Genomic DNA, 15,833 nt, shown 5'->3' with positions numbered 1-15,833 from the left:
GCTGAGGTCAGTCTTGCCTTACTGGATGCATGAAACAAATTACGACATGATTGTGTTGTGTATTCCATGAGCAGTCCAACTTCCATGCCCTCACCACGGCATGCTGCAGCGGCGGGGGCATTCGCTGCCCCATCTGCGCTGCCGGACGCGGATGACCGTACAAGGGACCGGGTGCTGAGCGCCGTCCTCGAAAACGGTCCGGTGAGCGCCGCTGAACTCGGCGACCTCCTCGGTTTCACGCCGGCTGCGGTCCGCCGCCACCTTGACCACTTGGAACGCAGCGGCGTCATTGAGGTCAAACGCGTGGCAAAGGCTGGTTCCGGGGCGGGACGTCCCGCGCGCCGCTACGTCCTAAGCTCCCAGGGGCAGTCCACTCTGGGCGACGACTACCTGAACATCGCCAGTTCGGCGCTCCGCCGCCTCCAGGAACTCGCCGGCGAAGAGGCAGTCCGTGAATACGCGGAGGAACGCTTCTCCGACATGGAACGGCGCTACGCCCCCGAGGTCGACGCCGCCGGAGATGACATCACCGCCCGGGCCATGGCACTCTCCAAGGCCCTGAGCCGCGACCGCTTCGTGGCGTCAGCACACTCCATTGAGGCCAAAGCCCCGTTGCCGGCTGCGCTGTCCAGCGTTCAGTTGTGCCAGGGTCATTGCCCCATCCAGCGGCTCGCCGCGGAGTTTCCCGTTTTTTGCGATACCGAGACCAAGGTCTTCTCGCGTTTGGTCGGCGTCGATGTCCGGCGCCTCTCCACACTCGCGCAGGGCGGCCATGTCTGCACCACCCACATACCTACCGGGCGCCCGGCTGCCACGGCATCCCCAGATGTCGCAGAGCAGACCGGGAACCCGTACCAGGAATCAAACAACCAGCAAGAAAGGCCGTGATGACGGACCAAATAGCAGAGAAAGCGGTAGCTGACGGCACTGTGATCTCGGAGATTCTGGAGAAGAATCCCGAACTGCACGGTATCGGAAACTACGAGTACGGCTGGGCCGACAAGAACGACGTAGGCGCAAACGCCCGTCGTGGCCTCAACGAGGAGGTCGTCCGCGACATCTCCTCGAAGAAGAACGAGCCCGAATGGATGCTCGATCTGCGGCTTAAGGGCCTGAAGTACTTCGACCGCAAGCCCATGCCTACCTGGGGTGCAGACCTCTCCGGCATTGACTTCGACAACATCAAGTACTTTGTGCGTTCCACCGAGAAGCAGGCGGCAACGTGGGAAGATCTTCCGGAAGACATCCGGAACACTTACGAGAAGCTGGGCATCCCGGAAGCTGAGCGCAGCCGCCTCGTCTCGGGCGTCGCTGCCCAGTACGAGTCCGAGGTGGTCTACCACCAGATCCGCGAGGACCTTGAAGCCCAAGGCGTCATCTTCCTGGACACTGACACCGCGCTGCGCGAGCACCCGGAGATCTTCCAGGAGTACTTCGGCACCATCATTCCGGTGGGCGACAACAAGTTCGCATCGCTGAACACGGCCGTCTGGTCAGGCGGTTCCTTTGTGTACGTGCCCAAGGGTGTCCACGTGGACATTCCGCTGCAGGCCTACTTCCGTATCAACACGGAAAACATGGGCCAGTTCGAGCGCACGCTGATCATCGCCGATGAGGACTCCTACGTTCACTACATCGAGGGCTGCACGGCTCCGATCTACACCTCGGATTCCCTGCACTCGGCCGTTGTGGAGATCATCGTGAAGAAGGGCGCCCGCGTCCGCTACACGACCATCCAGAACTGGTCCACCAACGTGTACAACCTGGTCACCAAGCGCGCCATCTGCGAAGAGGGCGCCACCATGGAGTGGATCGATGGCAACATCGGTTCCAAGGTGACCATGAAGTACCCGGCCGTGTACCTTGTGGGCGAGCACGCCAAGGGTGAGACGCTGTCCATCGCCTTCGCCGGCGAGGGCCAGCACCAGGACACGGGCTCCAAGATGGTGCACATCGCACCGAATACCAAGAGTTCCATCATTTCCAAGTCCGTGGCCCGCGGCGGCGGACGTGCTGCTTACCGCGGCCTCGTACAGGTCCGCGAAGGCGCCAAGCACTCGGCCAACACGGTCCGTTGCGATGCCCTCCTGGTGGACACCATTTCCCGCTCGGACACGTACCCGTACATCGACATCCGCGAGGATGACGTTGTCATGGGCCACGAGGCCACCGTTTCCCGCGTCAGCGAAGAGCAGCTCTTCTATCTGATGTCCCGCGGTATGCCTGAAGACGAGGCCATGGCCATGATCGTGCGCGGCTTCATTGAGCCGATCGCCCGTGAACTGCCCATGGAATACGCCCTTGAGCTGAACCGCTTGATTGAACTGCAGATGGAAGGGTCCGTCGGTTAACAATGACTGATATCACTACTGAAAAGGCGCGCATCGGCGCGCCCTCGGCCCAGCCGTTTATCAACGGCTTCACCGAGGAAGGCGAGAACCTTTCGCCTGTGAACACCGGAACGAACACCAGCACGACGTCGGAGCAGCCTTCCGCTGGTCCGCTGGCCGGCGCTTCGGCCAAGAGCCACTCGCATGGTGGCGGCGTAGGCATCCCGGACAGCTCCCGTGCAGGCCGCCTCACCTCCTACAAGCTGGCAGACTTCAAGCCCCTGAACGGACTTGAAGAAGACTGGCGCTTCACTCCGCTGAAGCGGCTTCGCGGCCTTCACACCGACGTCCTCAACGGCGCAGCCCCGGCTGTCAGCGTCACCGCACCCGCCGGCGTCGTTGTTGAAACCGTTGGTCGCGATGACCAGCGCATCGGCCAGGCAGCCATCCCGGAGGACCTTGTGTCCGCCAACGCCTGGGAGAACTTCGCCGAGGCCACGGTCATCACCGTGCCCGCCGAGCTGCAGGCCGAGAGTGAAGTTTCGGTCCTGATCACTGGTGCGGGCGAGGCACCATCTGCCCAGCACATCGTGATTGTGGCAGAACGCTTCTCCAAGGGTGTCGTAGTCCTGGACCACCAGGGCACCGCGGTTGTCTCCGAGAACGTGGAAATCATCGTTGAAGACGGTGCTGAACTGACCGTTGTCTCCTTGCAGGAATGGGCAGACAACGCTGTCCACGCGTCATCGCAGCAGGCAAAGATCGGCCGCGACGCCAAGTTCAAGCACATCGTGGTCAGCCTTGGCGGCGACCTCGTTCGCGTCACGCCGTCCACGCGCTTCACGGCTCCCGGTGCCGACGTCGAGATGTTCGGCCTGTACTTCGCCGATGCCGGACAGCACCTTGAGCAGCGCCTCTTCGTTGACCACGCAGTGGCCAACTGCAAGTCGCGCGTTCTCTACAAGGGTGCGCTCCAGGGCCGCAATGCCCACAGCGTGTGGGTCGGCGACGTCCTGATCCGCAAGGAAGCAGAGGGCACGGACACCTACGAGGCCAACCGCAACTTGGTCCTCACTGACGGTGCCCGCGCCGACTCCGTACCCAACCTCGAAATCGAAACCGGCTTGATCGAGGGTGCTGGCCACGCCAGTGCCACCGGCCGGTTCGACGACGAACACCTGTTCTACCTCATGGCCCGCGGCATCCCCGAGAAGGTTGCCCGCCGCCTGGTGGTCCGAGGCTTCCTCAACGAGATCATCCAGCAGATCAAGGTCCCGGCAATCGAAGATCGCCTGACCGCAGCTGTTGAGCGCGAACTCGCCGCGACCGACAACTAAGACAGGCCAGGCAGAGCAACAATGAGTGAAGAAACCAAGGGCGAACTGGTATGCAACGCCAATGACATCCAGGTCAAGCAGGCGCTGCGCGTCCTGATCGATGACTTCCCCGTAGCCATCGTCAAGGACTCGATGGGCGAGATCCACGCCATCGCCGATACTTGCTCGCACGCGGACATCTCGTTGTCCGAGGGTGAGGTTGAAGGCTGCGCGATCGAGTGCTGGGGCCACGGGTCCCAGTTTGACCTCCGCAGCGGACAGCCGCTCCAGCTGCCTGCTTATGACCCCGTCCCTGTTTTCGCCGTCACCATCGACGGAGACGACGTGTATGTGGACGTGACCAACGTTGTGAACGGCGCCTCGGTAGATCACTACTGAGCGCCCAGTACCGCCAGACTTACGAACGGAAAGAAAGAAGAGCATGTCAACTCTTGAAATCAAGGACCTGCACGTCAGCATCGAGACGGAGCAGGGCACCAAGGAGATCCTGAAGGGCGTCAGCCTCACCATTAAGACCGGTGAGACGCACGCCATCATGGGCCCCAACGGCTCGGGCAAGTCCACTCTCGCCTCCACGATCGCCGGACACCCGCGCTACAACGTCACCAGCGGCACCATCACGCTGGATGGCGAAAATGTGTTGGAAATGAGTGTCGACGAGCGCGCCCGCGCAGGCGTCTTCCTGGCCATGCAGTACCCGGTAGAGGTTCCCGGCGTCACCATGACCAACTTCCTGCGGACCGCCAAGACCGCAATCGACGGCGAAGCACCGGCCCTGCGCACGTGGACCAAGGACGTCAAGGCTGCCATGCAGCAGCTCCGTATCGACGCCGACTTCGCACAGCGCAATGTCAACGAGGGCTTCTCCGGTGGTGAGAAGAAGCGTGTTGAGATCCTTCAGCTCGAACTCTTCAAGCCGAAGTTCGCCATCCTTGACGAGACCGATTCCGGTCTTGACGTTGACGCCTTGAAAGTTGTCTCCGAGGGTGTTAACCGCGCTCATGAAGAGGGCAACATGGGCACCCTGCTCATCACGCACTACACCCGCATCCTGCGGTACATCAAGCCGGACTTCGTTCACGTGTTCGTTGACGGCAAGGTTGTCGAAGAGGGCGGCCCCGAGCTCGCCGACCGTCTTGAAGACGAGGGCTACGACCGCTACGCCCCAGGCGCCGGCGTTGCCGTTGCTCCTGCCGTACAGGCCTAGTTAGGATCGTTTCATGACCGAAATCAACACGGCGCGCACCAGCCTCGAGGACGTCGAGGAAGCGCTCAAGGACGTCATTGACCCCGAACTCGGGGTCAACATTGTGGACTTGGGCCTTCTTTACGGACTGAAGTACTCCGACGACGACGGCGCCCTCCTGATCGACATGACGTTGACCACTGCGGCCTGCCCGCTGACGGACGTGCTTGAAGAGCAGGTAGGCAAGTCCCTTGACGGCGTGGTTGATGATTGGCGCCTGAACTGGGTATGGATGCCGCCATGGGGTCCCGAGCGGATCACCGATGACGGCAAGGACCAGATGCGGGCCCTCGGCTTCAACATCTGATCAGCAGTCTCCGCTCGCTTCCTGCGGGCAAAAGGAAGGGTTCCGGGCCATCGGCCTGGAACCCTTCCTTTGTCGTTTGCCCGCTGCACTAAGGCGTGGGTACCCCAAACGTGTCGCATTTGTTGATGTCGCCCGTGGTGTATCCCTGATAGAACCACTTTTGCCGCTGCTCACTGGAGCCGTGAGTCCATGACTCAGGGGAGACGCGCCCTGTAGCCGCCTCCTGGATGCGGTCATCGCCGACCGCGGAAGCAGCGGAGAGCGCATCCTGCAGATCCTGCTCGGTCAGGGGATCAAGGAAGGGCCTGCCGCTGGCATCCGTTTGCGTCGTTGCATGCCTGACCCACAAACCCGCATAGCAGTCAGCCTGCAGTTCCACCCTGACGGCACCCGACTGCGGGCCCTGGGGATCCTGCTGTGCCTGATCCAGGTTTCCGAGGACATTCTGGACATGGTGTCCGAACTCGTGGGCCACTACATACTCCTGCGCCAGCGGTCCTCCGGAGGACCCAAAGCGGGTCACCAGTTCGTCGAAAAAGCCAGGATCAAAATACGCGGTGGTGTCTGCTGGGCAATAGAACGGACCCACAGCGCTGGTGGCTGCACCACAGCCGGTGTTGGTGGCCGCACTGAAGATGACGGTCTTGGGGCGCGGATACTGGACGTTGTAGTCGGCCAGGTAGTCAGGCCAGAAAGCGTTCAGGCTGTTCACCGTTCCAGTGATGCGGCAATCCAGTCGTTTGTCCGCGTCGGCTCCGGTCTGGCATTCCTGGACACCTCCGGCGCCGCCACTTTCGACGGCGGGCGGCTGGGTTCCGCTGCCTGTCAGGTCGCCCAGGATGTTGGGGTTTATACCGAAGAGTGCCAGCAGCAGGACCACGATCCCGCCGCCAATGCCACCGCCGATCTTGGTCCCGCGGCCCATTCCACTGCCACGTCGGTCCTCCACCTGGGAGGGGTCAAGCTGTGCGCCGTCATTGAAACTCATACAGTCAGAATAGACGTCACTATTGGTGCCCGGCGCCTGACACTGCCGTAAAATCGTGAGGATGCCTTTCCTGGACAAACTTCAGCTCTGGGCCGAAGAGCGCCCCCACGACACCGCGGTCGTTGTGGGCAGCAGCCGGCTCACCTGGGCGGAACTCCGTGACGCCGCAGCAGCGCTGCTGGACGACGCGAACGCCACTGCTGTTCTTGCCGAGCCAAACTCCGTTCGCTTTGTGGAGCGCTACACGGCGGCGGTGGCTGGGGAGCGGAGCTGCGCCGTGCTCGACCCCGAGTGGCCGGTTCCGATGATCGAAGAAGTCTCGGCGCGCATCGGCGGGACCATCAGGCCAGTCGAGACCGGGTTGTTGGATGGGGACCCGTCCAGTACGTTCCTCATCGGCCTGACGTCGGGCACTACCTCCGTCCCCAAAGCCTTCACCAGGTCCCGCCGGTCCTGGCAAGTGTCCTTCGAGGCATCCATCGAGTTCTTCGGCCTCTCACAGGACGACCGGACACTGGCGCCGGGCCCTCTGTCAGCCAGCCTTAATCTGTACGCGCTCTCGGAGTGCCTGTACGCGGGTGCCGCGTTTCACACGCTCGAATCCTTCGACGTGGGAGACGCCCACGCTGCCATCAGCCACGACGGCATCACCCGCTTGGTCCTCGCACCCACCGCGCTGCGATTGCTCAGCGAACGGGGACTGGCAGGAGACGTGGACGCCTCAGGCATCCGGAGCATCATCTGTGCTGGTTCCAAGCTGGACGGCCGAACCTTGGAGGCGGCCCGGCGGTGGGCGCCCCGGGCGGCCATCTACGAGTACTACGGCGCTTCCGAACTAAGCTTTGTTTCGGGCACCCGCCTGGCTGCCGGGGAACCAATGGACGCCGGTGGTACCGGCATTGGCTCGCCTTTCCCGGGCGTTGAACTGAGCATCCTCGACGACGACGGCAAGCCACTGCCGGACGGCGGCCACGGAAACATCAGCGTTCGCAGCGGGATGGTCAGCAATGGCTACCTGTGGGGAGACGATGGCCGAGCCCTGAGGTGCCTCGACGGTTGGTACACCGTAGGAGATCAGGGTTTCCTGGAGAAGGGCACCCTCCACATCCTGGGCCGCAGGTCAGACATGATCATTACCTCGGGAAAGAACGTCTACCCGCATGAGGTGGAGCTTGCCGTCGCCTCCGTACCCGGCGTGGACAGTGTTGTTGCGGCCGGGGCGCCCGACGATGTCCGCGGCCAGAAGGTGATCGCCGGCGTTGTGCCTGCCTGCGGTGCGGTCACTGCCACCCAGCTCCGAACGGGACTGGATGGTTTGCTGGCACGGGACAAATGGCCTCTTCAGTACTACTTGTTGGCGGAGTTGCCCCTGACCGACCGGGGCAAAGTCAGCAGAAAAGTTCTCCTGGACTGGATCAAGAACCATGACCCCAGGGCGCAGCTTCTTGGATAGCGGCTACGACTCCGCCAGAGAAGCCGACGAGTCCCGCCTGCCGGTGATCATCGCTGCGCTTCGGTCTCCAATTTGTCGCGCCAACGGCCAACTGAAGCATCTCCGTGCCCCGGACCTCGCGGCACCTGTCCTGGCCGCCCTGGTGGAAACAACAGGTACGGACCCGGCGGACGTTGACGACGTCATCTTGGGCAACGCCGTCGGCGGCGGCGGGAACGTGGCGCGCTTCGCGGCGCTCCAGGCGGGCCTGCCCATCACCGTTCCCGGGATTACCGTTGACCGGCAATGCGGTTCGGGCCTGGACGCCATTTCACTGGCGTCCCGCCTGGTGGCGGCGGGCGGTGATCCGCTGTTCCTGGCGGGCGGCGTTGAAAGCATCAGTACCGCCCCGGCAAGGGCCAACAGGAACGGCGACGGCGAACTCGACTTCTACTCCAGGGCCAGCTTTGTGCCACCACAGTTTGGTGACCCTGACATGGGCGTTGCCGCCGAGAACGTTGCCCGCGCGTTTGGCGTTACACGTGAGCGCCAGGATGACTACGCCCTTCGGAGCCATCGTCGCGCCGTTGAAGCGGCCAGGACAGGCGGCTTCTCTCCGGAGATCGTTCCACTGCGATGCAGCGAAAAATTGGTGGATTGCGACGACGGCCCCCGTGTCGCCCTCCGGGCGCCGTTGATGGCCAGGTTCCCTGCGGCATTCGTGCCCGGCGGAACGGTTACGGCAGCGAACTCTTGCTTCGACGCGGACGCAGCATCCGCCGTCGTCATCACGTCACTGAAACGTGCCCGCACCATGGGGGCCACCGACGGATTGATGGTGCTGGGGTGCGACACCACCGGGGTTGATCCGCAGTTTCCCGGTATCGGTGCGGCGCATGCGGCAGGACGTCTCCTGGACAGCCACGCTGTAGACGCAAGTGACATTCACCTTGTGGAATTCAACGAGGCCTTCGCATCCCAAACCATTGCCTGCCTGGAGTACATGGGCATCGATCCGGCGAGAGCCAACCTCCAGGGCGGCGCCTTGGCACTGGGGCACGGTTATGGTGCCTCTGGGGCTGTCCTGGTGACCCGTTTGCTGGCCCAGGCACGCAGCATGGATACCGTCAAAGGACAGCGCCCACTGGTGTTGGCCATGATCAGCAGCGCAGGCGGCATGGGAACCGCAGCGCTCCTGCGGTACTCAAGGCTCTAGTTTCTGCCCTGGTCAGTCCCTTTCGCCCAATCCGCGGGCTGCCAGGGCATCACCGGTTTGCCGGGCATACGCCACAGTGGTGATGAAGACCGGAAGAACCAGCGCCCGGGGATTGCGTTCAAGCCCGCGTGCCCGTGCTGAGTCCCTTACGTCCGAGAAGGCGCCGGCAATAAAGGGAATGCTCCTGAGCATCACTGCGATGGTCAAAGCAAAGCGCTCAGGGTCGGCCCCGAAGCGCCGGAAGGGCTTTGCCAGTGCCACCACACCATCCAACAAATCCTGCACGGGGGTGGTGGCTGTCAACACTGAAGCTGCCACCACACACACCAGCACGTTCAACACGATGCGGGCAGCGGTGGGCGCGCCGAGTTGCCACCACTGGAAGAGGCCGATGACCAAGAGGATGGGCATCACCATCCAGATAGCCCGCACGAGGCGACGGAACCCGGCGCCGGTCAGCATGAACAACCCACACATGACGGCAAAAATCGCCAGCGACACGGCCCAGTCGATAATGAGGAACGACGCCGCTCCACAGGCCGCCACCACCACAAATTTCAGCCACAGGGGAGTGCGGTGGATGATCGAGTTGCCGCGGACATGGTTGGCGAGCAGGAAACCATGGCCTCTCACCTGGACACGTCACCCAAGCGGGCACTGGGCAGGGGAGTTGCGCACAGCGCACGGTAATGGGCAACGCCTTCGGCAGCACCGCCGTCGAACACGATGCGTCCGGACTCCACCACCAGGACCCTGTCCATGTCGAGCGCAAGGTCCAGATCATGGGTGGACATGATCACCTGTTGGTCCAGGCCGGCGACGGTACGCCGCAGGAGTTCACGGTTCCTTAGGTCCAGCAGCGTCGACGGTTCGTCAAGGACCAGCACGGTGGGATCGACGGCCAGGACTGCGGCCAAGGCCAGCAACTGCCGTTCACCACCGGACAGTTCGTAGATGCTCTGATCGGCCAGGTGCAGCAGGCCGAAACGATCCAGGACTGTTTCTGCCCGGGCCGCCCGCTCTTTGGAGTTCTTGATGGAACGGCGCAAGGAAAGCTCAACGTCTTCGCGCCCTGTGGGCATCACCAGTTGCGACAAAGGATCGGTGAAAACAAAACCCACGTTGCCCCGGACGCGGCGCACGGCGCCAACAGTGTTGTCACCGTGGACCACTACGCTGCCCTGGGTCGGCGCGACCAAGCCATTCACAAGCCGCAGCAGAGTGGACTTCCCGGATCCGTTGGCACCGATCACTCCGATCCGGCGTTCGGTCAGGTCAAGGGAAAAATCGTGCAGCAGGGTCTTGGGCGTGTCGCTGCCATCGACGGCGACACGCACCGCGACCCTACTGAAACTGATGGAATTCATGGCGTGGTTGGTCCCGCTTTACTTGACCCGACGCACCAGGACGTCCGGGAAGGCTTTATGGATTGCCGTGGCGATGATCACGGCCAGGACGTTCTTAAGGATATCGCCGGGAACAAAAGGAAGGTCGGCGATGAAGGCCTTGGCGAAGTCCAGCTTGGCGTTGACCATCATGCCCACAACACCCAGAGCATGAATGACCACGATGCTGCTCACCATGGTGGCGGCGAACAACCAGAGGGCCCTGGACTTAACGGTCCGACGGATGACTATGGCCGCCAGGTAGCCGGTGGCTGCTGCGGCCAAGGGAAACGCAATGATGTAACCGGCGGAGGGAGTCGCCAGGATACCCAATCCGCTGCGGCCGCCGCTGAAGATCGGCAGCCCCGCCAAACCCAGCAGTACATAGAGACCGACGGCGGCGAACCCGCGCCCGGCGCCGAGCACCAGACCGCTGAGCATCACCGTCAGGGTCACCAGGGTGATGGGAACGCCCAGGGCGCCTACCGGGATGCCGGGAACGATCGCGGAGGCTGCCACTAGGGCTGCGAAAACCGCGATGAGACCGAGATCGGTGGCAGTCCACCGTTGACGGGTCGTTGGTTTGTGCTGCACCGTGGCAGCGTTTGTCTGGCTCATGGCGGGTCCAATCAGGTGTAATGCGATGCGATGAATGCGGAGCGTTCTCCCCTGTTCTCGAGAATACGGATGGCGCGGACACAGGATTTTAGAGCCTTCCCACAAAGCCGGCCAGGAATTGTTTGGCCGTTGGCACAGTTTCCGCTTGCGGGGCCCGTTGTCACCCCGCGGCCGGGGTACCGGTAGACTTGGACAGGCTGTTCTCATAGCCGCACCCCGCCGCACTTATCGGACCCACCGGTCCCCGCGAGCGTTCCCCATTGAAAGGCATCACCCGAATTGATTACCGTCCAGGACCTCGAACTCCGCGCCGGCGCACGCCTGCTCATGGACCAGGTCAACTTCAGGGTGGACAAAGGGGACAAGATTGGACTCGTCGGACGCAACGGTGCCGGCAAGACCACCCTCACCCGGGTCCTCGCCGGCGAAGGCCTTCCGGCAGGCGGCAAGGTCACCCGTACCGGTGAAATCGGCTACCTTCCCCAGGACCCGCGGACCCCGGACATGGAGCAGCTCGCCCGCGACCGCATCCTCTCCGCGCGCGGCTTGGACGTGGTGGTGGGCAAGCTCAAAAAGGCCCACGACGACATGGCCAGCGACGACGCAGCCGTCCAGCGCAAAGCCATGAACCGCTACGACCGTCTGGAAGCTGAATTCCTGGCCGGTGGCGGCTACGCTGCCGAAGCTGAAGCCGCCGCGATCTCCTCCAACCTCGCACTGCCGGACCGTCTCCTCAACCAGCCGCTGAAGACCCTTTCCGGCGGCCAGCGCCGCCGCGTCGAATTGGCGCGCATCCTGTACTCCGACGCCGAGACCTTGCTCCTCGACGAACCCACCAACCACCTCGATGCCGACTCCATCACGTGGCTGCGCGACTTCCTGAAGAACCACCAGGGTGGACTGATCGTGATCAGCCACGACACCGAACTGCTGGAAGCAACGGTCAACAAGGTCTACCTGCTGGACGCCAACCGCGCCCAGATCGATTACTACAACATGGACTGGAAGCGCTACCTGCTCCAGCGCGAAACGGACGAGCGCGCCAGGAAGCGCGAACGTGCCAACGCTGAAAAGAAGGCCCAGGTCCTGATTGACCAGGCCAACAAGATGCGGGCCAAGGCCACCAAGGCTGTCGCCGCCCAGAACATGGCTAAGCGTGCTGAGCGGCTCCTGAGCGGCCTGGAGGCTGTACGGGAGAACGACCGCGTGGCCGCACTGCGGTTCCCGGATCCCTCACCCTGCGGCAAGACTCCCCTCACCGCGGAGGGTCTCAGCAAGTCTTACGGTTCGCTGGAAATCTTCACGGATGTGGACCTCGCCATCGACCGCGGATCCAAGGTGGTCATCCTGGGTCTCAACGGTGCCGGCAAGACCACCCTGCTGCGCATGCTGGCTGGCGTCGACAAGCCGGATACGGGCGACATCATTCCCGGTCATGGTCTCAAAGTGGGCTATTACGCCCAGGAACATGAGACGCTCGACGTCGACCGCACCGTCCTGGAAAACATGCGGTCATCCGCGCCGGACATGAAAGATGCTGAAGTCCGCGGCATCCTGGGTTCGTTCCTCTTCTCCGGTGACGACGTCGACAAGCCGGCTGGGGTTCTCTCCGGTGGTGAGAAGACCCGCTTGGCCCTCGCAACCATCGTGGCTTCCAGCGCCAACGTCCTCCTCCTCGATGAACCCACCAACAACCTGGACCCCGCCAGCCGTGCGGAAATCCTGGGTGCACTCAAGAACTACAGCGGCGCCGTCGTCATGGTCAGCCACGACGAAGGCGCTGTGTCCGCGTTGAACCCCGAACGTGTGGTGTTGCTCCCGGATGGCGTGGAGGATCACTGGAACGAGGACTACCTGGACCTGATCACGCTGGCGTAAGCCGCGCTGGGCCGTCCGCTGCGTGTGTTGCGTTCCGCTGCGCGGCGCGCCTGATCTGCCGCGTGCTGCCTAGCGGACTTGCAATGGTTCGGCGGCGGTGATGCGCGCCAGCTCTTCGTAGCTGATGGAGAACATGGACTTGTGGTCTCCGGCTCCGGCCCAGAGCAGCGGGTGTTCCTGCAGGGACGTGTCCAGAATAGTGCGGAGTTTCTCCGGGTGGCCCACTGGGGCTACGCCTCCGACCTGCTGGCCGGTGTGTTCCAGGACGAAGTCCGGCGTTGCGCGCCGGATCTTTCCACTTCCCAGCTGATCTGCCACCAACGCTGTATCTACCCTTGCCGCGCCGCTGGCAAGGATGAGCAGGGGTGACCCGTCGAGCTCGAAGATCAGGCTGTTGGTGATCGCGGCGACCCCGCACCCCAGGACAGACGCAGCTGCGGCCGCCGTCGGAACCTCGTCCTCGAAGATTTGCACCGTGTCCGCAACACCGGCGGCAGTCAGGGCTGATTTTACGTTCAGTACAGGATCCGGAATCATTCAGTACCCTTGGGCGTCCAGGATGGCGTCTTCCTCTTCTTCGGACGTAGCGCGCTTGTTCTTCCGGGGAGCCGGACTACGCTTCTTCGGCGTGCCACCAGCAGCGATGATGTGCTCGTCCTCTTCCTCTTCGGCGTCAATGGCCGCGTTGCGGGCCTGTTGCCGCGCTGCGTAGCCGAACCCGATAAACATCAGGACACCAAAGGCAAACCACTGCAGGGAGTAGGAGAGGTGCGTCCCCTCCTCGGTAGCCGGTTTAGGGAAGGGCGTCGGCATCGGCTGTACTGCAGGATCTTCACTGGCCAGCTGCCCATAGGCCCCGGTGGCGATGGGGTAGGGGAGCTCGCTGGCGAAACCGGCCAGGTCAATGGAGGCCAACTGCCCGTCCACCGCTCCGCGGTCCAACTTGGGTTCAGCAGGCTTGAGGCGCGCCACCACCGTCACCTGACCCGCTGGTGGGGCCGGTATAACGTCGGGACGGCCGGGAGTGTTGTTGCCGATGGGCAGCCAACCACGGTCAATGACCACCGCTTCGCCGGTGGTAAGCCGGAAGGGAACCACGACGTCGTAACCTGGCTGCCCGTTCAGCGGGCGGTTTCGGACAACCCGCTGGCCCTCCACGTCGTAGCTGCCGCGCAGCTGTACCTGGGTCCATTCCTTTTCGGGATCCAGGGAATTGAACTGGTCCTTGATTTCTGTGTAGGGGACAGGCGTGGCCGAGTAGTTGCTCACCACGCGATTGATTTCGGCCAAAGTCTCGGCGCGGCGGTCCATCTGCCAGCGGCCCAGGAAAACACACGCTGTGGCAAAAATGACAGCCAGGACAAAGTACCCCAGCCACTTGCTGGAGAAGAGGAAGCGGTACATTCAGCCGACCTCATTCACTGCAGCGTCGCCGGCCGTGAAGGCAATCGTTTCTTTCCAGAGTCCCCGGGTGGTCAGATACTCCTCCAACCACTCCCGATGGTCTCCGCAGGAAAGCCACACTTTGCGCCGTTCCGGAGTGTGGATACGCGGGTTGTTCCACAGGAGTTGCCACTGGGCACCGGACCGGCACCCCTTCCGGGAGCACACAGCCGGAGCCGTGGCACGTTCGGAGTCCTGGCCGGCCGTACCTGGGCCACCGAGGTTGAAGATGTTCATGAAGCCGCCCGTTCGTCGCCGGGGTGTCCGGCCTCGCTTGCAGGTCCCCTCGAAGGGCCGCCTGGATTGCTTGTTGGTTCGTCGTCCACCAGCTCGCCCTGGAGCACCGTGGGTCCATCCGCGGTGGCTTCTTCCGGCTGGGAGGAGCGCTCGATTTCAGGGACAGCCACGTAGTCCAACAACGACTCGCTGTGGTCCTCAGCTTTGTCATTGCCGTTGGCGATGACAACCGCGATCCAAGGGAGGAAAACAGCGCCTGCGATCGCAATGATCTTGAACCATCCATCAACCACGAAAATGAGGACGATGCAGACCATACGGATACCCATGGCCACCGCATACTTGATCATGCGCTCACGCATGTCCTCGGAGTGGGCAGCGGCGGCATCCGTGATGCTGTGGACCTCGGGGTCGCCGGAAAAAGCGCCCGGTTCCCCGGGCACTTGCTGCAGGGGACTGTTTTCTCGTGTCACAACTGAATCATCACGCTCCAAAGGCCTCTCCCAATTCTCTCACCAAGGCCGTAACGGCCCAAACCGCGCAGGCTGAGGGTTACCCACGGGTTGGGATGGGCGACGGATAAGATCGACACAGGAAAATCCCCCTTTAATGCGGCACTTCGATGCCGCGGAACCTGGAGCCACAGCATGTCTGAAGCAGTCACAACCGGCCGCAGCGTCTTGATCACCGGCGGCAACCGCGGCATTGGCCTGGCCATTGCCGAATCGTTCCTCGCCAACGGCGACAAGGTGGCAGTGACCTACCGGAGTGAAACACAACTGCCTGAAGGCATCCTGGGCGTTCGGGCAGACGTCACGGACGAGGCCTCCGTTGACGCTGCGTTCAAAATCGTCGAGGAAGCCCATGGACCTGTTGAAGTCCTGGTTGCCAATGCCGGCATCACGAAGGACACGCTCCTGCTCCGCATGAGCGAAGACGACTTCACGTCGGTCCTCGACACCAACCTCACCGGCGCATTCCGTGTGATCAAGCGGGCATCCAAGGGAATGATCCGGCTCCGGAAGGGCCGTGTAGTCCTCATCTCTTCCGTCTCCGGCCTCTACGGAGCACCCGGCCAGATCAACTATTCCGCGTCCAAGGCCGGCATGGTGGGCATTGCACGTTCACTGACCCGCGAGCTCGGCAGCCGGGGCATCACCGCCAACGTGGTGGCGCCAGGTTTCATCAACACCGACATGACGGCTGAACTGCCCGAGGACACCCAGAAGGCCTACCTGGCCAACGTCCCGGCAGGTCGCTTTGCCGAGGCCTCCGAAGTGGCTGACGTAGTGCGCTGGGTTGCCAGTGACGAAGCTGCGTACATCTCAGGGGCCGTGATCCCGGTGGATGGTGGTCTGGGTATGGGCCACTAGCCTCAAACGCGGTTTTTGTCCGGGGCCCACAAGCGATTTTGTC

The 15,833-nt window shown here is 62.8% G+C and carries 18 protein-coding genes; 10 read left to right on the top strand and 8 right to left on the bottom strand.

All coding sequences use genetic code 11. The annotated features are described in order from the left end of the window. The first annotated feature begins 66 nt into the window (after positions 1-66). From WBN73_RS11810 to WBN73_RS11785, 6 genes are read left to right on the top strand one after another with little or no spacing between them, the layout of a single operon-like run. The gene (locus WBN73_RS11810) at positions 67-888 is read left to right on the top strand and encodes a helix-turn-helix transcriptional regulator (protein ID WP_337340332.1); all 822 of its coding nucleotides are present in this window, start codon (positions 67-69) and stop codon (positions 886-888) included. Next, a complete protein-coding gene (sufB, locus tag WBN73_RS11805) occupies positions 888-2,351 on the top strand; it encodes a Fe-S cluster assembly protein SufB (RefSeq protein WP_011774792.1) in 1,464 nt (487 codons plus the stop codon). Before WBN73_RS11810 ends, sufB begins: the two co-directional genes overlap by 1 nt. 2 nt (positions 2,352-2,353) lie before the next feature. Further along, entirely contained in the window at positions 2,354-3,667 is a 1,314-nt protein-coding gene (sufD, locus tag WBN73_RS11800; protein ID WP_280627939.1) for a Fe-S cluster assembly protein SufD, read from the top strand. A gap of 21 nt (positions 3,668-3,688) precedes the next feature. Next, a complete protein-coding gene (locus tag WBN73_RS11795; protein ID WP_337340331.1) occupies positions 3,689-4,045 on the top strand; it encodes a non-heme iron oxygenase ferredoxin subunit in 357 nt (118 codons plus the stop codon). A 43-nt stretch (positions 4,046-4,088) separates the two neighbouring features. Beyond that, the gene (sufC, locus tag WBN73_RS11790; protein ID WP_089595077.1) at positions 4,089-4,874 is read left to right on the top strand and encodes a Fe-S cluster assembly ATPase SufC; all 786 of its coding nucleotides are present in this window, start codon (positions 4,089-4,091) and stop codon (positions 4,872-4,874) included. 13 nt (positions 4,875-4,887) lie between these two features. Continuing rightward, positions 4,888-5,220 carry a metal-sulfur cluster assembly factor gene (locus WBN73_RS11785; RefSeq protein ID WP_089595078.1) on the top strand — a complete coding sequence of 111 codons (333 nt, stop codon included), beginning with the start codon at positions 4,888-4,890 and terminating at the stop codon, positions 5,218-5,220. An 88-nt stretch (positions 5,221-5,308) separates the two neighbouring features. Here WBN73_RS11785 and ypfJ read toward each other — a convergent pair whose 3' ends face one another. Then, positions 5,309-6,208 (bottom strand): KPN_02809 family neutral zinc metallopeptidase, encoded by a 900-nt coding sequence (ypfJ, locus tag WBN73_RS11780; RefSeq protein ID WP_207593528.1) that lies wholly within the window; start codon positions 6,206-6,208, stop codon positions 5,309-5,311. Positions 6,209-6,269: 61 nt separating this feature from the next. Between ypfJ and WBN73_RS11775 the strand changes: the two genes are divergently transcribed. Both WBN73_RS11775 and WBN73_RS11770 read left to right on the top strand, forming a co-directional pair. Beyond that, a complete protein-coding gene (locus WBN73_RS11775) occupies positions 6,270-7,661 on the top strand; it encodes a class I adenylate-forming enzyme family protein (protein WP_337340330.1) in 1,392 nt (463 codons plus the stop codon). After that, the gene (locus WBN73_RS11770) at positions 7,633-8,856 is read left to right on the top strand and encodes a thiolase family protein (protein ID WP_337340329.1); all 1,224 of its coding nucleotides are present in this window, start codon (positions 7,633-7,635) and stop codon (positions 8,854-8,856) included. Before WBN73_RS11775 ends, WBN73_RS11770 begins: the two co-directional genes overlap by 29 nt. A gap of 12 nt (positions 8,857-8,868) precedes the next feature. Here WBN73_RS11770 and WBN73_RS11765 read toward each other — a convergent pair whose 3' ends face one another. The 3 genes from WBN73_RS11765 to WBN73_RS11755 are packed head-to-tail and all read right to left on the bottom strand — an operon-like array spanning position 8,869 to position 10,859. Next, positions 8,869-9,489, bottom strand: a complete 621-nt coding sequence (locus tag WBN73_RS11765; RefSeq protein ID WP_280627941.1) for an energy-coupling factor transporter transmembrane component T family protein — start codon at positions 9,487-9,489, stop codon at positions 8,869-8,871. After that, positions 9,486-10,223 (bottom strand): energy-coupling factor ABC transporter ATP-binding protein, encoded by a 738-nt coding sequence (locus WBN73_RS11760; RefSeq protein ID WP_337340328.1) that lies wholly within the window; start codon positions 10,221-10,223, stop codon positions 9,486-9,488. Before WBN73_RS11760 ends, WBN73_RS11765 begins: the two co-directional genes overlap by 4 nt. A gap of 18 nt (positions 10,224-10,241) precedes the next feature. After that, entirely contained in the window at positions 10,242-10,859 is a 618-nt protein-coding gene (locus tag WBN73_RS11755) for a biotin transporter BioY (protein WP_337340327.1), read from the bottom strand. Between the two features lie 279 nt (positions 10,860-11,138). Here WBN73_RS11755 and WBN73_RS11750 point away from each other — a divergent pair, with 279 nt between their 5' ends. After that, positions 11,139-12,737: an ABC-F family ATP-binding cassette domain-containing protein gene (locus WBN73_RS11750; protein ID WP_207593534.1), complete on the top strand. Its 1,599-nt coding sequence runs from the start codon at positions 11,139-11,141 to the stop codon at positions 12,735-12,737. A 69-nt stretch (positions 12,738-12,806) separates the two neighbouring features. Here the strand turns inward: WBN73_RS11750 and WBN73_RS11745 are convergent, their stop codons facing one another. Genes WBN73_RS11745 through WBN73_RS11730 form a run of 4 tightly spaced genes read right to left on the bottom strand, consistent with a single transcriptional unit; the run spans position 12,807 to position 14,911 of the window. Then, positions 12,807-13,274, bottom strand: a complete 468-nt coding sequence (locus tag WBN73_RS11745; protein ID WP_337340326.1) for a YbaK/EbsC family protein — start codon at positions 13,272-13,274, stop codon at positions 12,807-12,809. Beyond that, positions 13,275-14,141 carry an SURF1 family cytochrome oxidase biogenesis protein gene (locus WBN73_RS11740; RefSeq protein ID WP_207593536.1) on the bottom strand — a complete coding sequence of 289 codons (867 nt, stop codon included), beginning with the start codon at positions 14,139-14,141 and terminating at the stop codon, positions 13,275-13,277. After that, the gene (locus tag WBN73_RS11735; RefSeq protein ID WP_337340325.1) at positions 14,142-14,417 is read right to left on the bottom strand and encodes a hypothetical protein; all 276 of its coding nucleotides are present in this window, start codon (positions 14,415-14,417) and stop codon (positions 14,142-14,144) included. It abuts the gene before it with no gap. After that, positions 14,414-14,911 carry a DUF3099 domain-containing protein gene (locus tag WBN73_RS11730; RefSeq protein ID WP_280627943.1) on the bottom strand — a complete coding sequence of 166 codons (498 nt, stop codon included), beginning with the start codon at positions 14,909-14,911 and terminating at the stop codon, positions 14,414-14,416. The genes WBN73_RS11735 and WBN73_RS11730 overlap by 4 nt, the downstream gene beginning before the upstream one ends. A 153-nt stretch (positions 14,912-15,064) precedes the next feature. On the opposite strand from WBN73_RS11730, the gene fabG reads away from it, so the two are divergent. Continuing rightward, on the top strand, positions 15,065-15,790 hold the full coding sequence (gene fabG, locus WBN73_RS11725; RefSeq protein ID WP_207593539.1) for a 3-oxoacyl-ACP reductase FabG: 726 nt from the start codon (positions 15,065-15,067) through the stop codon (positions 15,788-15,790). Positions 15,791-15,833 lie beyond the last annotated feature (43 nt).

The organism is Paenarthrobacter sp. CCNWLY172, assembly GCF_037402035.1.
Taxonomy (GTDB): domain Bacteria; phylum Actinomycetota; class Actinomycetes; order Actinomycetales; family Micrococcaceae; genus Arthrobacter.
Note: the sequence above shows the minus strand (reverse complement) of the source record. Positions and strands in the feature narration are given on the sequence as shown.